Source organism: Achromobacter sp. NPDC058515 (assembly GCF_042721735.1).
In the GTDB taxonomy this organism is placed as follows: domain Bacteria; phylum Pseudomonadota; class Gammaproteobacteria; order Burkholderiales; family Burkholderiaceae_B; genus Achromobacter.
On the sequence record NZ_JBHXNI010000011.1, the window covers coordinates 190,903 to 210,710 of the forward strand.

The following is a 19,808-nucleotide window of genomic DNA, read 5'->3' on the forward strand; positions in this document are numbered from 1 at the left end:
TGCTCGCCCCCTCGGGGCCTGGCGCGGTGCGGCGGGCAGGGGGGTCTAGAAGAAGGTCTCGGCCACGTCGGTGACGCGGTATTGCTCGTCCACCAGCAGGACCTGGCGCCATTTGTCGAACGTCAGGCAGGGGTGGGAAATATCGAAGGCGATCATGTCGCCGACCTGGATGTCGTCGCCCTCGCCGATCTGCATGAAGGCGTGCTGGTCCATCATGGCCGAGAGCTTCCAGTGCGCGGGCGCCGCGCCGGGCGCCTGCCGGCCGGGGCGGTGCAGGAGGGCGGGGGTAGGCAGGCCGGCGTCGAAAGCGGCGTCGCGCTTGCCCAGCGCAATGATGGCGCGGCCGGCTTCGGGCAGCGACTGCACGTAGGCCCATACCTGCAGCGCGGGCTGCAGGCCCGGCTCCATCTTGCGGGCGACCGGGTTGTGCGCGTTGATGCGTTCGGCCGCCGTGCGGTAGATGCCCACGTCGTGCGACAGGTAGCAGCCGGGGCGCAGCACCACTTCCAGGGGCTGGCCGATGTCCAACTGCGAGAACTCCTCGGCCACGACGTCGAACCAGGCGGAGCCGGCGCCGGAGATCAGCGCGGGGCCGCTCTTGCGCAGCTTGCCCGCGGTGGCAAGCCCGCGCAGCGCGTCGGTGGCGCGGCGCAGGAAGGCGCGGATGGCGCTTTCGTCCTGCAACACGCCTTCATAGACTTCGATGCCCGCCAGGGCCAGGCCCGGCCACCGGCCGATTTCGTCCACGACGGACTGGAGCTGGGCGTCGTCGCGCACGCCGGTGCGGCCGCCTGTGGGGCCCAGTTCGATCAGCACGGGCAGGACCAGGCCCTGCTCGCCGAAATACTTGCCGAGCTGCGCGGCGTTGGTCGGCGAATCCACGATGCAGAAGAAGGTGAAAGCGGGGTCCTGCAGCAGGCGGGCGATGATGGCCATGTTGGCGCGGCCCACGAGCTGGTTGGCCATCAGCACCCGGCGGATGCCGTGCTGATAGGCGGCCAGGACCTGCGGCGCGGTCGCCAGCGTGATCCCCCAGGCGCCGTTGTCGATCTGGCGCTTGAACAGCGCCGGGCTCATCGTGGTCTTGCCGTGCGGCGCCAGCTTGACGTGGTACGCCTCCATGAACTGCTGCATCCATTGCAGGTTGTGGCGCACCCGGGCTTCGTACAGCACGGCCACGGGCAGGCTCACGTCCTCGTCCAGCAGGTTCCAGTTCAGCGCCGCCACGTCGGCGGTGGTACAGGAGGCGGGAAAGGCGCCCAGGCCTTTGCCGTTGACGTCCAGAGGGGCTGCGGGAGAGGATGAGTTCGTCATGGCGGGCGCCTGGTGTGGAAAATATTTACGTCAAATCGAATTTTTTTCATTATCGTGAAAGAAATTTACAAGCGGGAGCTAGGAGTTTCCCGTAGTCGAGGCTGCCGCGACAGTGGGAAAATAGGTTCCATGCCGCGCAACGCCTTGCGTGCCCGCCGCCCCCACAGAGGAAAAGTCATGCTGAAAGTTGCTTTGGGCCAGTTCGCCGTCAGCCGCGTCTGGGAAGAAAACGCCCAGGTCTGCGTCGACCTGATGGAGCGCGCCCGTGCGGGCGGGGCGGACCTGCTGGTCCTGCCCGAAGGCATCCTGGCCCGCGACATCACGGATCCGCAGATCGTGCTGAAGGCCGCGCAGCCGCTGGACGGCCCCTTCATGACCCGCTTGCTGGAGGCCAGCCGCGGTTCGTCGCTGTCGACCATGATGTGCGTCCACGTTCCGACGGGAGAAGGGCGGGTCTGGAACACGCTGGTCACGCTGCGGGACGGCAAGATCCTGTCGCAGTACCGCAAGCTGCACCTGTACGACGCCTTCACCATGAAAGAATCCACCAACGTCACTCCCGGCGCGGAGATCCCGCCCCTGCTGGAGATCGCCGGGCTGCGCGTGGGCCTGATGACCTGCTACGACGTGCGCTTTCCCGAGCTGGCCCGCCGGCTGGCGCTGGACGGCGCGGACCTGCTGGTGCTGCCGGCCGCCTGGGTGCGCGGCCCCTTGAAGGAAATGCACTGGGAAGTCCTGGTCACCGCGCGCGCGCTGGAAAATACCTGCTACGTGGCGGCCACGGGCGAATGCGGCGAGCGCAACATCGGCTGCAGCATGGTGGTCGATCCCCTGGGCGTCGTCACGGCGCGCGCGGGCGAGGCGCCCGCGCTGGTGTTTGCCGACATCGATCCCGAACGCCTGGCCCACGCCCGCAAGGTGTTGCCGGTGCTGGCGAACCGCCGCTTCTCGCCGCCCGACCTGGCGTAGGCCGGCAGGCCGCCGCGCCGGGGCTTGGCCGGCCCCGGGCATGGTGTAATGCAGACTTGAAATCCTTGCTGACTTCCTTCATCTGCTGCCAATGAGCAACGATCTCTTCGCGGCCGATCCAGCGCATCGGCCCTATGTGCCCCTGGCCGAACGCCTGCGCCCGCGCACCTTGTCCGACGTGGTCGGGCAATCGCACCTGCTGGGGCCGGACAAGCCCCTGCGCGTCGCATTCGAATCGGGCCGTCCGCATTCCATGATTTTCTGGGGCCCGCCGGGCGTGGGCAAGACCACGCTTGCGCGCCTGATGGCAGACGGCTTCGACGCCCAGTTCATCGCCATATCCGCCGTGCTGGGCGGGGTGAAGGACATCCGCGAGGCGGTCACGGTGGCGCAGGTGGCGCAAGGCCAGGGCCGCCGCACCATTCTCTTCGTCGACGAGGTGCACCGCTTCAACAAGGCGCAGCAGGACGCCTTTCTGCCTTACGTGGAAAGCGGCCTCTTCACGTTCATCGGCGCCACCACCGAGAATCCCTCGTTCGAGGTCAACTCGGCGCTGCTGTCGCGGGCGCGCGTCTACGTGCTGCAATCGCTGACGGCCGAGGAATTGCAGTTGCTGGTCGACCGCGCGGTGCAGGCGCTCAATGAGGGCATGGACGACGGCGAGACCATCCGCATCGAGGCCGACGCGCGCGAGCAGCTGGCGGCCTGGGCCGACGGCGACGCGCGCCGGCTGATCAGCGCGGTGGAAGTCGTGGCCGAATCCGCGCAATCCGCGGGCCGCGACACGGTGGACGCCGCCTGGCTTGAGATCTCGCTGTCGCAGAACCTGCGCCGCTTCGACAAGGGCGGCGACGCCTTCTACGACCAGATCAGCGCCCTGCACAAGTCGGTGCGCGGCTCCAACCCCGATGCCGCGCTGTACTGGTTCTGCCGCATGGTCGACGGCGGCGCGGATCCCAAGTACCTCTCGCGCCGCCTGGTGCGGATGGCGGTGGAGGATATCGGCCTGGCCGATCCCCGCGCCACGGACCTTGCCGTGAACGGCGCCGACATCTACGAACGCCTGGGCTCGCCCGAAGGCGAACTCGCGCTGGCGCAGGCGGTGGTCTACATGGCCTGCGCGGCCAAGTCGAACGCCGTCTACAACGCCTACAACCAGGCGCGCAAATTCGCGGCGGAACACGGCAGCGCGCCCGTGCCCATCCACCTGCGCAACGCGCCCACCAAATTGATGAAGCAATTGGGCCATGGCAAGGCCTATCGCTATGCGCACGACGAGCCGCACGGCTACGCCGCCGCCGAGCAATATTTCCCTGATGGACTCAATCCCTCCTTCTATCGGCCGACCGATCGCGGCCTGGAGGCTAAAATCCAGCAAAAGCTGGCATTCCTGCGTGAGCTGGACGCGCAGGAACGCGCCAAAAACCGGTAACGGGCCGCGCCCGTTGCTTCTCGCAACCTCACCGACATCACCATGCTAGACCCGATACTGCTGCGCAAAGACCTGCAAACCGTCGTAGACCGCCTCAAGAGCCGTGGCGTGACCTTCGACACGGAACGGTTCAACGACCTGGAGTCTCGCCGCAAGGCCGTCCAGACCGAAACCGAGTCCCTGCAAGCCCGCCGCAACGCGCTGGCCAAGCAGATCGGTCAGTTGAAGGCCAAGGGCGAAGACGCCAGCGCCGTCATGGCGGAATCGCAGGCCGTGCCCGAACGCCTGAAGCAGCTTGAAGACGAGCTGGCCGCCTTGCAGCTGCCGCTCAACGAACTGCTCATGTCCGTGCCGAACCTGCCGCACGCCAGCGTGCCGCAGGGCGACTCCGCCGACGACAACGTCGAGGTCCGCCGCTGGCTCCCCGGCGCCGCCGGCGCCGACGGCAACCCGCCGGCCCTGGCGTTCGAGGCCCGCGACCACGTCGCCCTCGGCGAACCGCTGGGCCTGGATTTCGACATGGCCGCCAAGCTGTCGGGCGCGCGCTTCTCGTTCATGCGCGGCCCCATCGCGCGCCTGCACCGCGCGCTGGCCCAGTTCATGCTGGACCTGCAAACCGGCACGCACGGCTACACCGAGTGCTATACGCCCTACATCGTCAATGCCTCGACCCTGTTCGGCACCGGCCAACTGCCCAAGTTCAAGGACGACATGTTCGCGGTCTCCAAGGGCGGCAGCGACGACGAGCCCAAGGTCGACGACCAGGGTAAGCCTTACGTGCGCGAGGACCAGTACCTGATCTCCACCTCCGAGATCACGCTGACCAGCGTGGCCAGCGGCGCCATCCAGGCAGCCGCCGATCTGCCGATCAAGCTCACCGCGCACACGCCTTGCTTCCGTTCCGAGGCCGGCAGCGGCGGGCGCGACACGCGCGGCATGATCCGCCAGCACCAGTTCGACAAGGTCGAAATGGTGCAGATCACGCAGCCCGACCAGTCGTACGAGGCGCTGGAGGACATGGTCGGCCACGCCGAACGCGTGCTGCAATTGCTGAACCTGCCGTATCGCGTCGTGCTGCTGTGCACGGGCGACATGGGCTTCGGTTCGGCCAAGACCTACGACCTGGAAGTGTGGCTGCCGGCGCAAAACACCTGGCGCGAAATCTCGTCGGTGTCCAACTGCGAAACGTTCCAGGCCCGCCGCATGCAGGCGCGCTTCCGCAATGCCCAGGGCAAGCCGGAATTCGTGCATACGCTGAATGGTTCGGGCCTGGCCGTGGGCCGGGCGCTTGTGGCCGTGCTGGAAAATCACCAGCAAGCCGACGGCAGCGTGCTGATTCCCGAAGCGCTGCAGCCTTACATGGGCGGCCTGACGGTGCTCAAACCCTGACGCAAGACCTGTCCATCGGCCATATGGCGGATAAAAAGGCGGAGCCCTCGGGCTCCGTTTTTTTTTATCATTGCGACATAATCTTGTCGCTTTAGAACGCTATTCTGCCGCCATGAGTGTTTGATTTTGATGTGAGCAATTGTGTATTCCAATAAAAGGGCCAGATAGTTGCGGCACAATACACCCGCGTTCTACACGCTTCATTCACTTATATAACAAGGAGTTGTCCATGACTTCAAGAATGATTGGAGATTTTCGTGTGAGATGCTCTGTGGCTCATGAAGACGAGCAGGGCTACCGCGTGCAGATATGGACCCGCCGGGTAGGCGGAACCGCACCGGAAAAATGCTGGACCGTGCCGGGACAGGCGCCGTTCACGAACTTGCACGAAGCAGAACAGGAAAGCCGTCAATTGTTCCAAGAAATTAATGGTGTGCGTTTCAACGGTGAACCGGAGTTTGCTCATGCGTCCGCATAATGGCTGGTGGCGGGCGTCGAGTGCGCCGCGCCGATGGATCGATCTTGTTCAGGAATCGCCGCGCTGGGCCGATAGCAAGGCCAAGCCGGCATCGCAGCAACCGGCCGTGCTGGCCGTCAAACCTGCTCAGGCCCCCACGGCCTGACAGAGAACATCCCGCAGGACACCGGACATTGTCCTGGCGAAAAAAAGGCCACTCGAAAGAGTGGCCATATTTTTTGCCGTTACGCGCAGGTCAGTCGCGATCGTGGCCGCGGCCCCGATGATGGCCATGGTCATGGCCGCGCCCACGGCCGTGGTAATAATGGCCGCGGTCGTAGTAGCGGGGGCCGCCGCGGTAATAAACCGGCGCGGGGTAGACCACCGGCGGCGCGACATACACCGGCGCCGGACGGTAATAAACGGGTGGCGGAGGCGCCACGTAGACGGGCTGCGGCGCCACATAAACCGGCGCCGGATACATGATCCCGGGCACGCCGATGGAAATGCCGACGTCCACGCGAGCCAGCGCGACGCTGGAGATCAGCAGACCCGCGGCACCAACACCTGCAATAAGCCATTTTTTCATGTTGCACCTGCCCGCCGCATGACGCAGCAAAGTTGAGTATTCGTTGACGCTATTTTCGGTTCTTTCCGCCAGCTTTTCGTAAGCGGCCCCGCCTCAATAGCGACAATCCGCAACCGTCCCTTTGATAAAACCCGCGCCGGTGCTGCGTTGCGGCAGAAGCCGTCCGCTCTGGTAAACCCTGCGTTGAAGTCGATTGAAATAACCTGGAATCAGATGAAGTTATTCGGCGGCGTTACACGTAGTCACCATCGGCGGCCTGGCGCGGGTAACGGTGTTGCACCCGCGCGCCACCCCGCTACCTGTCCAGGTGTTCGTCGGGCTGCGAGCGGCGATATTCAACCACCCAGACCCATGGATTTGCGGCCCACGCATGCGCGCCATAGCGTTCGCACCACATCAGCGCAAACGCTGTTTGAAGCGGGACGCCCGGCAGCAGCGCGGAGCTTTGATAAAGGGCTTGCGTGCCTTCTGCGCGGGCATCGGCTTCGGACAGATTCTGCAGGCGTTGTATGCGTACGCCCACCACTACTGCGCTGGCAAAGGAGTTGCCGGCTTCATCGGCGAGTTCAATGCTCTCGCCGGATTTTCCGTAAGGGCATCTGACCCAGCTTGAGGTCTTGCGCAATTCAGAGGGATTGTCCGGCGACGGGCCCATCGCCACCCATCTGCCCGAGTCCGCGGCATCCGCATACCAGACCGTCGTGAACTTGGTCGGCTGCGGCTTGAGGATGCGCCGGCTCTGCACCTTGGCGCCCTCAAGAACGGCTTGCTTGAGAGGTTCGCTGAATTGGAGTGACTGCCTTTTCATGTGCTCGCTGTTCCCCTCGCGATCAACGCCTGCGCGCCATTGCTGCTGCGGCCGAGTCGACACGTGCCAACTGAGTGGGCGTTATGTCCGCCTCGCAGTGGGGGAGTATGACGCGTCACGTCCATCGTGTCAGGCCTGCGCTGAATTAGTGTTGTCTTTTTGAAAACAGCACGAGGTTATTTGTATACTCGAAGCATGAATACAGACCTGCACGATCTCAAGCCCGGTTACTACTGGTACACCATGGCCAATGACCCGCTGGCCGTCATCCATATCCACGAGGACGGCGGCGCCACGCTCATGGGCACGGACTATCGCATCGGCGCCGAAGGCGTGGCCGACATGGTCCGCCAGGGCGAACGCTTCTTCTGGATCGAGCCGCCTCAAGTCTGAGATGACGGATCTGCTCCTGAAGAACGTCCGCGCGCCGCAAGGCGATGCCGTGGACGTGCTGGTGCGCAATGGCCGCATCCGGCAAATCGGGCCCCGACTCGACGCTGAGCCCGCCGTCGCCGTGGAAGATGGCGGCGGCGCGCTGCTGCTGCCCGGCCTGGTGGAAGGGCACACGCACCTGGACAAGACGACCTGGGATTCTCCCTGGTACGTGAACGAGGTCGGGTCCGCCCTGACCGACCGCATCCACAACGAACGCGCCTGGCGCGCCAGCACCGGCCACGACGCCGCGAGCCATTCGCGCGCGCTGGCGATGGCCTTTCTGCGCGAAGGCGCCACCCGCATCCGCACGCATGTCGATATCGACACCGATGCCGGGCTGCGCCACCTGGATGGCGTGCACGCCACGCGCCGCGAACTTGCCGGCCGCGTCGAAATTCAAACAGTGGCCTTCCCGCAGTCAGGCCTGCTGGTGCGGCCCGGCACGGCGGAATTGCTGGACGAGGCCCTGGCCCAGGGCGCGGACGTGCTCGGCGGGCTGGACCCGTCCGCCATCGACCGCGACCCCGCAAGGTCACTGGACGTGTTGTTCGACCTGGCCGGCAAGCATGGCAAGCCGGTGGACATCCATCTGCACGAGCCGGGCGAGCTGGGCGCATTCACGCTTGACCTGATCCTGGACCGCACCCAGGCGCTGGGCATGAACGGCAAGGTCGTCATCAGCCATGCCTTCTGCCTGGGGGGCGTCGACGCGAAGCGGCTGGACGGCCTGCTCAAGCGGCTTGCGGCGCTGGACGTGGCCTTGCTGACCACCGCGCCGCCGTCGCGGCCCGTGCCGTCCGTGCGCGCCTGCCGCGAGGCCGGGGTGACGATCTTCGGCGGCAACGACGGCATCCGCGACACCTGGACGCCCTACGGCAATCCCGACATGCTGGCCCGCGCCACGCTGATCGGCCTGCGCAATGACCTGCGGCGCGACGACGAGGTCGAGTGGGCCTTCGATTGCGTGACCCACGCCGCCGCCCGCGCCTGCGGCTTCGCGGACTACGGCCTGGCGCCCGGCGCGCGCGCCGACCTGGTGCTGGTCGACGCGAGCTGCGTGGCCGAAGCCGTGGTCAAGCGGGCTCCCCGCCGCCTGGTGGTTTCCGGCGGCGTGGTCGTTGCCCGCAATGGCCAGGACGCCATCGCCTAGCTGCGCCTGGCCTTGGCGCTCGAACCCAGACCGAGCTGCGTCTCGGTCAGTTCCACGAATGCCCGCATCAATTCCGAGCGCACGCCGGACCGCAGCCAGATCGCGCCGACGGTGCGCACCGGGCAGGGCGCGGGCAGCGGCCAACGCGTGACGCGCGCAGACGGCGTTCCGGTGGTCGCCCAGTCAGGCAACAGCGCCACTCCCAATCCCTCCGACACCAGCTTGGCGATGGAATCGATGCCGTCGAGTTCAAACCGCACCCGCGGCCGCAGATTGCGGGCCCGCAGGTAGTCGTCGGCCATCTTGCCGCCGACCACGCTGCGGTCATAGCAGATGTAGGGTTCCCGCGCGAGAACGGCCAGCGGGTCGCGCACTTTCATGTCCGCCGGGGTGACCAGCACCAGCGGCTCGTGGCGCAGGTCGCGCCAGGCGCAGGTCTTGGGCAGCGAAAACAGCGGATGCACCAGCAGCGCGCCATCCAGTTCGCCCGTCAGCACCTTGCTGTAGAGCAGGGTGGTGGGCGCCGGTTCGATATAGATCTCGATATGCGGATGGCGCGTCACCCAGGTGCGCAGCACCGGCGGCATGATGCCGGTCAGCGCGGTGGGCGTGGCGCCCAGGCGCAGGGGGCCGGCGGGCAGTTCGGTATCCGAGGCGGCTGAACGCAGATCGCGGACGTCGCGCAGGATGTTGCGTGCGCGTTCAAGAATCCGGGCGCCGGCCGGGGTGGGCTTGACTGTGCGTCCGGAGCGCGCGATCAGCGAGCTGCCCACGTCCGCCTCCAGCGCGCGCAGCCGCTGCTGCACGGTGGCCGGAGTCAGGCCCTGATGCCTTGCGGCCTGGGCGATGGAGCCCAGCTCCACCACATGCACATAGGTTTGCAGAAAACGCGAGTCCACGGCGGCCAGCCTCTTGGGAAGATAGTTTTTCCATATTCTAAATATGGATGAAGATAGTTGTTGTTTTCTTTTGCGGGGTGAAGAATACGTCCACGGCGTTGAGGCAGCGCAAGGCGCGCTGATCAAGCCTGTCGGAACATTCCAGCTACCAAGGAGCCACCCGTGCCCATCATTGAATCCATAGACGTATGCGCCGCCGCGGTGCCTCTGGATAAAGTCACCTCGTTCTCGAACCGCACCGTCTCCACACGCCACTATGGCCTGGTCAAGGTGCGTTCCTCCGACGGAGTGGAAGGCATCGGCTTTTGCTACGTCGGCAGCGCCGGCGGCGCCATCTTCGAGGCCGCCGTCCAGAGCCTGCTGGGGCCGGTGCTGCTGGGCAAGGACTCGCACGCCGTCGAAGGCCTGTGGCAAGCCATGTACCAGGAAGCGCTGCTGCAAGGCCGCCAGGGCACGGTGATGCGGGCGCTGAGCGCGCTGGACATCGCGCTGTGGGACCTGAACGCCAAGACGGCGGGCCTGCCGCTGCACAAGTTCCTGGGCGCCATGGAACTGGAAACCGTGCCGGCCTACGCCAGCGGCGGCTACTACCTGGACGGCAAGACCCCGCAGCACCTCGGCGAGGAAATGGCCAGCTATGTGGACAAGGGTTTCCGCGCCGTCAAGATGAAGACCGGCCGCCTGTCGCCGCGCGAGGAAGAGGCGCGCCTGAAGGCTGCGCGCGAGGCCGTGGGTCCGGACGTCGAGCTGATGATGGACTGCAACAACGCCTGGCAGGACGTGACCCAGGCCATGCAGTACATCCGCCGCTTCGAGCAGTACGAGCCCTATTTCATCGAAGAGCCCTTCGGCCCGGACGACATCGACAGCCATGCCAAGCTGGCGCGTCTGACGCACCTGCCGATCGCCACCGCCGAGATCGGCTACGGCCGCTGGTATCACAAGGAATTGCTGGACAAGGGCGCCGCTGGCATCCTGCAGACGGACGCGGCGGTTTGCGGCGGCATCACGGAGTGGAAGCGCATCGCCGCCACGGCCGCCAGCTACGGCGTGGTGGTCTGCCCGCACTGGTTCCATGACGTGCATGCGCCGCTGGTTGCCGCCACGCCCAATGCGCGCTACGTCGAATTTTTCTGGGACGACCAGGTCCTCAATTTCCGCAAGCTGGTCGATCGCCAATTGACCCACAAGCAGGGTCGCGTGGTCTTGCATCAGGAACCGGGGCTTGGGTTCGGTTTTGACGAACGCATGGTCGAACGGTACGGCAAGTGGACCCGCGTCGCCCGCTGATCACAGGAGAACTTCATGAGCACTGTTGCCGCCGATCGTCCGCAGGGCGTCTATTCGCCCGTCCTGACTCCCTTTAACGCAGACCTGTCGCCCAGCGCGCCGCGCTTTGTCGAACATTGCAGCGCATTGCTGGAGCAGGGCGCGGGGCTGGCGATCTTCGGCACCAATTCCGAAGCCAACTCGCTCAGCGTGGCAGAAAAGCGCCAACTGCTGGACGCCTTGCTGGAGGCGGGCCTGCCCGCCAGCCGCATGATGCCGGGCACGGGCGCCTGCGCCCTGCCCGATGCGGTCGAGATGACGCGCCATGCGGTCGCCGCGGGCTGCGGCGGAGTGCTCATGCTGCCGCCCTTCTACTACAAGGGCGTCAGCGACGAAGGCTTGTTCCGCGCCTTCGCCCACGTGATCGAGCAGGTCGCGGACGACCGGCTGCGCATCTACCTGTATCACATCCCGCCGGTGTCGGGCGTGGGCATCAGCCTGGGCCTGATCGACCGCCTGCTGGGCGAGTATCCCGGCATCATCGCGGGGATCAAGGACAGCTCGGGCGACTGGGCCAATACCGAGGCGATGCTGCGCGACTTCCAGCCGCGCGGCTTCGACGTGTTCGCCGGCACCGAGACGGTGCTGCTCAACACCCTGCGCGCGGGCGGCGCCGGCTGCATCACCGCCACCGGCAACGTCAACGCGGGCCCCATCGTCGAGCTCTATCGCCATTGGCGCGAGGAGGGCGCCGACGACAGGCAGCAGGCGCTGAACGACACCCGCGCGATCTTCCAGTCCTACCCCATGATTCCCGCCATGAAGGCCGCGATCGCGCAGCGCAGGCAGGATCCCGTATGGGTCACCGTCAGGCCGCCGCTGGTGGAGCTGGACAGCGCGCAGGCCGCGCAGCTGGCGCAGCGGCTGGCTGCGCCGCCGGCAATCTAGCGCGGGCCCGAATCCTTCATGCAGTCGTAGTGCAGGAGTGCAGCATCCAGGCCGCGCCAGACGGCCGGATGCGACAGAGGCAGGCAGTGCATCCATAACCAGTCGCCGGCCTTTGGACCGGCGCGCGAGGAGACAAGAATGCAACGTAGGCAATTCATGACCAGCGCCGCGGCGCTGGGGGCGGCGCTCGTCCTGCCCGTGGCGGCGCGGGCGCAGGACATGCCGTCCGGGCCGGTGAAGATCGTCGTGGGGTTTCCCGCCGGCGGCGGCACCGATGTGCTGGCGCGCTTGCTGGGGCAGAAGCTGGGCGTGCTGTGGAATATCCCGGTCATCGTCGAGAACCGCGCGGGCGCGGCGGGCATCATCGCCGCCGAGCAGGTCGCCCGCCAACCCAATGACGGGAACACCTTGCTGATGGCGCATGTGAACAGCCACGGCATCGCGCCGGGCTTGCAGCCCAAGCTGGCCTACTCGGTGGACCGCGACTTCACGCCCATCGCCCTGGTCGGCAAGACGCCCACCATCCTGATCGGCGGCGCCAGCCAGCCGGCGAAGACCTTGTCCGACCTCGTCCAGCTGTGCCGCGCCCAGCCCGGCAAGATCGTGTTCGGCTCGGCCGGCAGCGGCTCGGCCCAGCACCTGGCGCTGGAAATCTTCAAGGCCCGCGCCGGCATCGACGTGCTGCATGTGCCTTACAAGGGATCCGCGCCCCTGATGAACGACCTGATGGGCGGCCATGTGCAGTATTGCTTCGAAGGCATGACGACCGCCACGCCGCTGCTGCAGTCCGGCAAGGTGATCGCCCTGGCCCAGACCCTGCAGAAGCGGTCCAAGAGCCAGCCCGACGTGCCGACCGTGGCCGAACAGGGCTACCCGGGCTTCGAGGCCAGCATCTGGTTCGGCATGGTGGGCCCGGGCAAGATGCCCGACGCCATGGTCCAGCGCATGAACCGCGACATCGACCAGGTCCTGGCGATGGCGGACGTGCAGGAAAAGCTGGCGCAGGTGGGCGCGGAAGACGGCGGCGGCAGCGTGCAGCGCTTTGCCGACTTCATGAAGAACGAACAGCAGAAGTACGCCAAGACCATCCAGGACGCGAAGATCGTCGCCGAGGGGTGATGCCCCCGTCGTCCCGGCGCGCGCCGTTCAGCGCGCGTCCGGGTCCACCCAGCCCGCCGTCGCCGAGATCGAGCGGGCTTTCTCGCTCAGCAGCCGGGCCGTGTCCGATTCCAGGTCGTCGTCGATGGCGCCCACCGGCCCCATCAGGGTGATGGCCGCCTTCATTTCGCCCAGCATGTCGAAGATGGGCGCGGACAGCGATGTGAAGTGCGGCAGCAGCGCGTGGCGGCAGCGGCTGATGTGGTGCTTTTGCACCTCGTCGCGGATCGCCTGCACGTCCTGCATCGTGTACGAATTGCCCGGCGCGCCGCCGTGGCTTTCGGGCACGGCCGAGGCCATCTCCTGCTCCAGCAGGTCGCGGGTGAGGGCGTCCGGCAGATGCGCCAGGAAGTTGCGGCCCAGCGCCGACGACAGCAGGGGCATCACGGTGCCCACGCGCAATTCCAGCAAGGGCCGGCTGCGGCTGCCTTCCACGCGGTAGACGATGGTGGGGCCCTTGTTGCCCCACACGCCCAGGAACACGGTATGCCCGGTGGCCGCGGCCACTTCGGCCATGATGGGCCGGGCCGTGGTGAACACGTCGAATTGCTCCAGGGCCGCCAGCCCCAGGCGCAGGGCATAGGGTCCGAGGCCGTAGTGGCCGGTGTCGGCGTGCTGCTGCACCACGCCCACCTTTTGAAAGCTCACCAGGTAGTAATGGACATTGGGGACGGTCAGTTCACAGGCGTCCGCGATTTCCTTCAAGGGCATCGGGCGGCCGGCCTTGCGGATCACGTCCAGGATCCGGAACCCCACTTCGATCGACTGGATGCCTCTGCGCGCAGCGGTTGGCGACTGCTCCGTGTTCTTTTCAACCTTGCCGGCGGGCCTTGCCATTGCTGCCTCCACTGTGTCTTTGGCGGCAGTGTAGCAGCGGCTTTGCGGCGTTCCGCCCGGGAAACGGGACGGTTTCGCCGGGTTTCCCCTAGCTTTTTTGCGCCGATCTTTAAGTTTGATAATAGTTAATGCATACAGCAGTATCAATCTACAACGACAGGGGAAAGCAAGCATGGAAGCGAATGTTGCAATGCCGCGGATCGACGCGGGGCCGACGCTCAGCAGGAAAGAGGAGCGCCAGGTGGTGGTGGCATCGACCTTGGGCACCCTGTTCGAGTGGTACGACTTTTTCATCTACGGAACGCTCGCCGTCTTCATGAGCCAGGTGCTGTTCCCGCAGGACAACCCCACGGTGGCGCTGCTGGCCGCCCTGGGCGCGCTGGCCGTGGGCTTCATCATCCGGCCGCTGGGCGCGGTGATGTTCGGCTACCTGGGCGACAAGCTGGGCCGCAAGTACACCTTCCTGATCACGGTGGTGATGATGGGCGGGGCGACCGTGCTGATCGGCTGCCTGCCCACCTATGAATCGGCGGGCCACCTGTCGTGGATCCTGCTGCTGACGTTGCGCGTCGTCCAGGGACTGGCGGTCGGCGGCGAATACGGCGGCGCCGTCATCTACGTGGCAGAACATTGCGAACCGAAGCGTCGCGGCCTGTTGACGGGCTGGATCCAGATCACGTCGTCGGCCGGGCTGATCCTGTCCCTGATCGTGATCCTGTGCACCCAGGCGTCGATGAGCGCCGAGGACTTCCGCCAATGGGGCTGGCGCCTGCCGTTCATCCTGTCGATCGTGATGCTGGCCATCTCCATCTACGTGCGCGCCAAGCTGCACGAGTCGCCGGTCTTCACGCGGATGAAGCAGCAGAACCGCCTGTCCAAGAACCCCGTCAAGGAAACGTTCGGCCAGTGGCCCAGCCTGAGGCTCGTGCTGCTGGCGCTGATCGGCGTGACGGCCGGGCAGGGCGCAACCTACTTCACCGGCCAGTTCTACGTCATGATCTTCCTGCAGCAGGCCGTGCAGCTGGATCAGACCACCGTCTACACGCTGATCCTGACCGGCTTCATCATCGGCGCGCCGACCTTCGTGCTGTTCGGCTGGCTGTCGGACCGGATCGGCCGCAAGTGGATCATGATGGCCGGGCTGTTCATCGGCGCCGTGGGCTACCACGCCATGTTCAACGTGCTGCTCAACGCCGGCAACCCGGCCCTGGCGCAGGCCATGCAGACGACCCCGGTGCGCGTGCACGCCGACACGAGCGGCGGCGCCTGCGACTTCGGGCTGCAGGCGGCGATGATCGGCAGCCACGCCGACCACAGGAAGGTGTGCGTGCAGGCCAAGAAATTCCTGGTCGGCAAGGGCATCAACTTTGAATACGCGGCGCCGCTGCCGGGCCAGGAGATCGCCATGAGCGTGGGCGGCGTCACTGTCAACGGCTTTGACCGCGCAAGCTACGCCAAAGCGCTGACGGCCGCCGGCTACCCCGACCGGGCCGATCCCGCGGGCATCGACCGCGCCACCATCATCCTGATCCTGGTGCTGATGACCGCGGTGGTCGCCATGGTTTACGGGCCGGTCGCCTCCTATCTGGTCGAATTGTTCCCGGCGCGCATCCGCTACACGGCGCTGTCGTTTCCGTATCACATCGGCGCCGGCATTTTTGGGGGTATCGTGCCCTTTACCGCCACCTATCTAGCCCAGGCCAGCGGCAATATCTTCGGCGGCCTGATGTACCCGGTGGCGGTGATGGTGATCGTGGGCATCATCGGCAGCTTGTTTCTGCCCAACACGCGCGCCAAGGCCATCGACGAAGACCCCGTCCATTGAAAGAGAGGAGAGACATGTCCGTGCAACAGAGTTTCAAGGCTGCCGTCATCCAGGCGGCGTCCATCCCCACCGACAGCGTGGCCTGCGCCCAGAAGGCGGCGTCGCTGATCCGCCAGGCGGCCGAGCAGGGCGCCCGCGTGCTGGTGTTTCCCGAAGCCTTCCTGGGCGGCTACCCCAAGGGCAACTCCTTTGGCGCGCCCATCGGCATGCGCAAGCCCGAGGGCCGCGACGCCTACGCCAGCTACCACCGGCAGGCCATCCGCCTGGACGGCGAAGAGGTCGCGCTGGTGGCGCAAGCCGCGGCCGACACCGACAGCTTCGTCGTCATGGGCTGCATCGAGGCCGACGGCGGCACGCTGTACTGCACCGTGCTGTACTTCAACGGCCAGCAGGGCCTGGCCGGCAAGCACCGCAAGCTGATGCCCACCGCGGGCGAGCGGCTGATCTGGGGCTTTGGCGACGGCTCGACCATGCCGGTCTTCGACACCCCGTACGGCAAGGTCGGGGCGGTCATCTGCTGGGAAAACTACATGCCCATGCTGCGCATGTACATGTACAGCCAGGGCGTGGCGCTGTATTGCGCGCCCACCGCCGACGACCGCGACAGCTGGATCCCCAGCATGCGCCACATTGCGCTGGAAGGCCGCTGCTATGTGCTGACGGCCTGCCAGCACTTGCGCCGCGGCGCCTACCCCGAGGACTTCGAATGCGCGCTGGGCGACGCGCCGGACACCGTGCTGATGCGCGGCGGCAGCGCCATCATCGACCCCCTGGGCGAGGTGCTGGCCGGGCCGGATTTCTCGGACGAGACCATCCTGTACGCCGACATCAACCCCAACCAGATCCTGCGCGGCAAGTACGACTTCGACGTGTCCGGACACTATGCCCGGCCCGACGTCTTCCAGTTGCAGGTCGACACCCGCGAAAAGCGCGCGGTATCGGCCGTCAACGCCGCCGGCCCGCAGGAGGCCTGAGCAATGCACTTCGATTTCAGCGCCTTGCCGGCGCAGACGGTCTACAACGTGCTGACCTCGACCGTCACGCCGCGCCCGATCGCATGGGTCACCACCATGTCGGGCAAAGGCGTCGTCAACGCGGCTCCCTTCAGCTTCTTCAACGTCATGGGGCACCAGCCGCCCACGGTCGCCATCGGCCTGATGCGCCATGCCAGCGGAGAACTGAAGGACACCGGCGCCAACATCATCGAGAACGGAGAGTTCGTGGTGAACCTGGTGCCGGAGTCGCTGGTCCGGCAAATGAACCAGACTTGCGCGGACTACCCGGCCGACGTGGACGAGATGGCGGCGGCCGGCCTGACCGCGCGTCCGGCATCGCACGTGCGTCCGCCCCTGATCCAGGGCAGCCCGGTGTCGTTGGAGTGTGTCAGCCAGGCAACAGTCGTGACCGGCCCGCGCCAGATCGTGGTCATCGGCCGCGTGCTGGGGGCGCACGTCGATGACGCCCATGTGCAGGACGCGGCGCGCGGCTATGTGGATACGCCGGCCTTGGGGCTGATCGCCCGCATGCATGGCGGCGGGTGGTATGCGCGCAGCTCCGATACTTTCCAGCTGGCCCGGCCAACGGCGCCGGAGTGAGGAACAGGCGGCCGATCCGGCCGCTTTTTTTTGCCTCGGACGGCGTGTCATTGCAGCGCCCGCGGCCGGTTTGCGCAAAGGGATGAGCTTGAGTCAATAAGTTCTCCATTTCGCCAGATGCCGCGCAAATTCGCGCTGCTAGCATTTCCCGGACTGGCGCGGAAACCCTTGAATCGGCTTCTGCGCCGGCGCTTTTTTCTGACACAACGAACACCATTTATTGGGGGCGGATATCCAGGGACTTGCGGGTGCCCTGGATGCCGGAGGCAGTATGAAAAACATGAAACTCGGAGCCCGCCTGGCCGGCGGGTTTTCCGTTCTGCTGGCCATGATCATCGTCATGTGCGTCGTCGGCCTGGTCAGCCTGGCCAACATCAACGAATCGGTAGAAACCGTGACGCAGCGCTCCCTGATCAAGGAACGCCTGATCAGCGACTGGGCGCGCAACATCCAGGCCGGGGTCACCCGGACCACGGCGATCGCCAAGAGCGCCGACGCCAGCCTGGCGGGCTTCTTCACCGAGGAAGCCGCCGCGTCCTCGCGCAATTCCTCGGCATTGCAGCAGAAGATCGAGCCGCTGATCGAGACGGACGAAGAAAAGCAGCTGTGGGAAGGGATCCGGAAGTCGCGCGGGGATTACCTGGGAACGCGCGACCGGATCTTCAAGGCCAAGGCCGACGGCGATGTGGAGACGGCCAACAAGGTCTTTGCCCAGGAATTCCTGCCGGCCACGCGCCAGTTCATCGACCAGATCACCCGCTTGTCCAACCTGCAGCGCGCCGATATCGACAGCCGTGCAGCCGACATCCAGGGCGCATATGTCTCGGCGAACTTCTGGATGATCGCCATCGGTTCCCTCGCGGTAGTGAGCGGCCTGCTGCTGGCGGTCATGCTTACCCGCGGCATCACCCGGCCGTTGGCCGCCGCCGTGCGGGTCGCGAGCACCGTGGCCGCCAACGACCTGACCAGCACCATTACGGCGACCTCCCGCGACGAGATCGGGCAGTTGATGCGGGCGCTGGAATCCATGAACGCCAACCTGGCCGGGACCGTCGCCAGGATCCGGACCGGCGTGGACAGCATCGCCTCCGCGTCCGGCGAGATCGCGGCCGGCAACGCCGACCTGTCTTCCCGCACCGAGCAGCAGGCCGCGTCCCTGGAAGAGACCGCCGCGTCCATGGAGCAGCTGTCTTCCACCGTGAAGCAGAACGCCGATAGCGCGAAGCAGGCGAACCAGCTTGCCGCGGCGGCGTCTGACACCGCGTCCCGGGGCGGCGCCACCGTGTCCGAAGTCGTGAGCACCATGAGCGCGATCTCGGCCAGTTCCGTCAAGATCGCCGACATCGTCTCTGTCATAGACGGGATCGCCTTCCAGACCAACATCCTGGCGTTGAACGCCGCGGTGGAGGCGGCGCGGGCGGGCGAGCAGGGCAAGGGCTTCGCGGTGGTCGCGGCCGAGGTGCGCACCCTGGCGCAGCGCAGCGCCCAGGCCGCCAAGGAAATCAAGACGCTGATCGAGGACACCGTGCAGAAGATCAGCCAGGGCTCGGGCAGCGCGGAGCGCGCCGGGTCGACGATGCAGGAGATCGTGAGTTCGGTGCAGCGCGTGACCGACATCATGGGCGAGATCGCCGCGGCGTCCGCCGAGCAGGCCGACGGCATCGAGCAGGTCAACCGCGCCGTGTCCCAGATGGACGAGGTGACGCAGCAGAACGCGGCGCTGGTGGAAGAGGCCGCCGCCGCCGCGGGTTCGATGCAGGACCAGGCGGCGGAACTGATGCTGGCGGTCAGCGCCTTCAAGCTGCCGGGCGGCGGACAGGCGGGCATCCAGCCTGCCGCGCGCCAGCCGTCGGCGGCGTTGCAGCTTGCGGCTTACTAGAAAGCAGGGCCGAAAGCCGCGAACTAGGCCTCGGCTCCCAGGCGGCTGTCCAGATCGCGCACGAACGATACAAGCCGGGGGCCGACTTCCTGTTCGATCCAGTCGGACTGGCCGGCCGTCGCGGGCAAGGTGACATTCACGGCCATCGGCATGCCGTTGGCCTTGAACCGCAGAGGGGCCGCCACACCGATAAGGTCGGAGCGCCAGGCGCCGTGGCTCGTGCAGAAGCCGCGCTCTTCGATCGCCTTGATCGATGCGGACAGCGCTAGTCTGCCGCTGTCGTCGTGCTCCGGCTCCTGGGCCGCGAGGCGTTCCAGCAGGAGCTGCCTGTCTTTCGGCGCGTGCGCGGAGAGCAACGCGTGCCCGATGGCGGTGCGCAGCAATGGGCGGGTGGATCCGATATCCGGCTTTGCGCCGTTATTGTCCCGGTCGTGCACGGTTTCGACATAGACCACCTGGAGCCGGTCGCGCATGCCTATCGAAACCGGGCCGCGTGCAAAGCGCGCCAGATCGAACATCCCGTGCTCGGCCAGCCGCCGCACCGTGAGCTGCACCAGCAGGGGATAGCCCAGCGACAGTACCGCCGGGGCAATGGCGTACTTGCGGGTCTCTTCATCGCGGCTCAGATAGCCCAAAGCAACCAGCGTGAATGTCAGCCGCGACACGGTTGGCTTGCTCAGGCCGAGCGACTCGGCAATGTCCTTGTTGCCAAGAACGGGACGCGCGGCGGAAAAACATCGAAGAACGTCAAAGCCATTCGCCAGCGTGGAGGCGAATTGCGGGTGTTCGTCTAGCGCGGCGCGGGATTGAAGCTCGTGCAAGGTTGAACGCGTCATGGGGTTTCCCCGATTGATA

Annotated in this window: 19 protein-coding genes; 13 read left to right on the forward strand and 6 right to left on the reverse strand. The window is 66.2% G+C overall.

Annotation, left to right across the window (positions count from 1 at the left end; translation table 11 throughout):
- Positions 1 to 45 precede the first annotated feature (45 nt).
- Positions 46 to 1,314, reverse strand: coding sequence for an amino acid deaminase (locus ACFWP0_RS19745; RefSeq protein WP_377844856.1), 1,269 nt, complete (start codon positions 1,312 to 1,314; stop codon positions 46 to 48).
- Between the two features lie 177 nt (positions 1,315 to 1,491).
- On the opposite strand from ACFWP0_RS19745, the gene ACFWP0_RS19750 reads away from it, so the two are divergent.
- The 4 genes from ACFWP0_RS19750 to ACFWP0_RS19765 all read left to right on the forward strand — a co-directional run bounded on the left by ACFWP0_RS19750 (position 1,492) and on the right by ACFWP0_RS19765 (position 5,582).
- A complete protein-coding gene (locus tag ACFWP0_RS19750; RefSeq protein ID WP_377844858.1) occupies positions 1,492 to 2,283 on the forward strand; it encodes a deaminated glutathione amidase in 792 nt (263 codons plus the stop codon).
- Positions 2,284 to 2,374: 91 nt separating this feature from the next.
- Positions 2,375 to 3,715: a replication-associated recombination protein A gene (locus ACFWP0_RS19755; protein ID WP_377844860.1), complete on the forward strand. Its 1,341-nt coding sequence runs from the start codon at positions 2,375 to 2,377 to the stop codon at positions 3,713 to 3,715.
- A gap of 42 nt (positions 3,716 to 3,757) precedes the next feature.
- A complete protein-coding gene (gene serS / locus ACFWP0_RS19760; RefSeq protein ID WP_377844862.1) occupies positions 3,758 to 5,104 on the forward strand; it encodes a serine--tRNA ligase in 1,347 nt (448 codons plus the stop codon).
- 229 nt (positions 5,105 to 5,333) lie between these two features.
- Positions 5,334 to 5,582 (forward strand): hypothetical protein, encoded by a 249-nt coding sequence (locus ACFWP0_RS19765; protein WP_377844864.1) that lies wholly within the window; start codon positions 5,334 to 5,336, stop codon positions 5,580 to 5,582.
- 235 nt (positions 5,583 to 5,817) lie between these two features.
- Here ACFWP0_RS19765 and ACFWP0_RS19770 read toward each other — a convergent pair whose 3' ends face one another.
- The gene (locus ACFWP0_RS19770; RefSeq protein ID WP_377844865.1) at positions 5,818 to 6,150 is read right to left on the reverse strand and encodes a virulence factor; all 333 of its coding nucleotides are present in this window, start codon (positions 6,148 to 6,150) and stop codon (positions 5,818 to 5,820) included.
- A gap of 295 nt (positions 6,151 to 6,445) precedes the next feature.
- Positions 6,446 to 6,958: a hypothetical protein gene (locus ACFWP0_RS19775; RefSeq protein ID WP_377844947.1), complete on the reverse strand. Its 513-nt coding sequence runs from the start codon at positions 6,956 to 6,958 to the stop codon at positions 6,446 to 6,448.
- Between the two features lie 195 nt (positions 6,959 to 7,153).
- Between ACFWP0_RS19775 and ACFWP0_RS19780 the strand changes: the two genes are divergently transcribed.
- Together ACFWP0_RS19780 and ACFWP0_RS19785 are read left to right on the forward strand one after the other, a co-directional pair.
- On the forward strand, positions 7,154 to 7,351 hold the full coding sequence (locus ACFWP0_RS19780) for a hypothetical protein (protein WP_171661678.1): 198 nt from the start codon (positions 7,154 to 7,156) through the stop codon (positions 7,349 to 7,351).
- Between the two features lies 1 nt (position 7,352).
- Entirely contained in the window at positions 7,353 to 8,543 is a 1,191-nt protein-coding gene (locus tag ACFWP0_RS19785; RefSeq protein WP_377844867.1) for an amidohydrolase family protein, read from the forward strand.
- On the opposite strand, the gene ACFWP0_RS19790 is transcribed toward ACFWP0_RS19785, so the two are convergent.
- Positions 8,540 to 9,442 carry a LysR family transcriptional regulator gene (locus ACFWP0_RS19790; protein ID WP_377844869.1) on the reverse strand — a complete coding sequence of 301 codons (903 nt, stop codon included), beginning with the start codon at positions 9,440 to 9,442 and terminating at the stop codon, positions 8,540 to 8,542. The genes ACFWP0_RS19785 and ACFWP0_RS19790 overlap by 4 nt on opposite strands.
- Positions 9,443 to 9,604: 162 nt before the next feature.
- Here ACFWP0_RS19790 and ACFWP0_RS19795 point away from each other — a divergent pair, with 162 nt between their 5' ends.
- The 3 genes from ACFWP0_RS19795 (at position 9,605) to ACFWP0_RS19805 (ending at position 12,778) form a co-directional block, all read left to right on the forward strand.
- Complete coding sequence (locus tag ACFWP0_RS19795) at positions 9,605 to 10,732, forward strand: mandelate racemase/muconate lactonizing enzyme family protein (RefSeq protein ID WP_377844870.1); 1,128 nt, start codon at positions 9,605 to 9,607, stop codon at positions 10,730 to 10,732.
- Between the two features lie 15 nt (positions 10,733 to 10,747).
- The gene (locus tag ACFWP0_RS19800; protein WP_377844872.1) at positions 10,748 to 11,659 is read left to right on the forward strand and encodes a dihydrodipicolinate synthase family protein; all 912 of its coding nucleotides are present in this window, start codon (positions 10,748 to 10,750) and stop codon (positions 11,657 to 11,659) included.
- Positions 11,660 to 11,797: 138 nt separating this feature from the next.
- Complete coding sequence (locus ACFWP0_RS19805; protein WP_377844873.1) at positions 11,798 to 12,778, forward strand: Bug family tripartite tricarboxylate transporter substrate binding protein; 981 nt, start codon at positions 11,798 to 11,800, stop codon at positions 12,776 to 12,778.
- A 27-nt stretch (positions 12,779 to 12,805) separates the two neighbouring features.
- Here the strand turns inward: ACFWP0_RS19805 and ACFWP0_RS19810 are convergent, their stop codons facing one another.
- Complete coding sequence (locus ACFWP0_RS19810; protein ID WP_377844874.1) at positions 12,806 to 13,654, reverse strand: IclR family transcriptional regulator; 849 nt, start codon at positions 13,652 to 13,654, stop codon at positions 12,806 to 12,808.
- A 172-nt stretch (positions 13,655 to 13,826) separates the two neighbouring features.
- On the opposite strand from ACFWP0_RS19810, the gene ACFWP0_RS19815 reads away from it, so the two are divergent.
- The 4 genes from ACFWP0_RS19815 (at position 13,827) to ACFWP0_RS19830 (ending at position 18,953) form a co-directional block, all read left to right on the forward strand.
- Positions 13,827 to 15,479: an MFS transporter gene (locus tag ACFWP0_RS19815; RefSeq protein ID WP_377844876.1), complete on the forward strand. Its 1,653-nt coding sequence runs from the start codon at positions 13,827 to 13,829 to the stop codon at positions 15,477 to 15,479.
- Positions 15,480 to 15,493: 14 nt separating this feature from the next.
- Complete coding sequence (locus ACFWP0_RS19820) at positions 15,494 to 16,453, forward strand: carbon-nitrogen hydrolase family protein (RefSeq protein ID WP_377844878.1); 960 nt, start codon at positions 15,494 to 15,496, stop codon at positions 16,451 to 16,453.
- 3 nt (positions 16,454 to 16,456) lie between these two features.
- Positions 16,457 to 17,074, forward strand: a complete 618-nt coding sequence (locus ACFWP0_RS19825) for a flavin reductase family protein (RefSeq protein ID WP_377844880.1) — start codon at positions 16,457 to 16,459, stop codon at positions 17,072 to 17,074.
- A gap of 280 nt (positions 17,075 to 17,354) precedes the next feature.
- On the forward strand, positions 17,355 to 18,953 hold the full coding sequence (locus ACFWP0_RS19830; protein WP_377844881.1) for a methyl-accepting chemotaxis protein: 1,599 nt from the start codon (positions 17,355 to 17,357) through the stop codon (positions 18,951 to 18,953).
- 23 nt (positions 18,954 to 18,976) lie between these two features.
- Here ACFWP0_RS19830 and ACFWP0_RS19835 read toward each other — a convergent pair whose 3' ends face one another.
- On the reverse strand, positions 18,977 to 19,789 hold the full coding sequence (locus tag ACFWP0_RS19835) for an IclR family transcriptional regulator (RefSeq protein ID WP_377844883.1): 813 nt from the start codon (positions 19,787 to 19,789) through the stop codon (positions 18,977 to 18,979).
- Positions 19,790 to 19,808 lie beyond the last annotated feature (19 nt).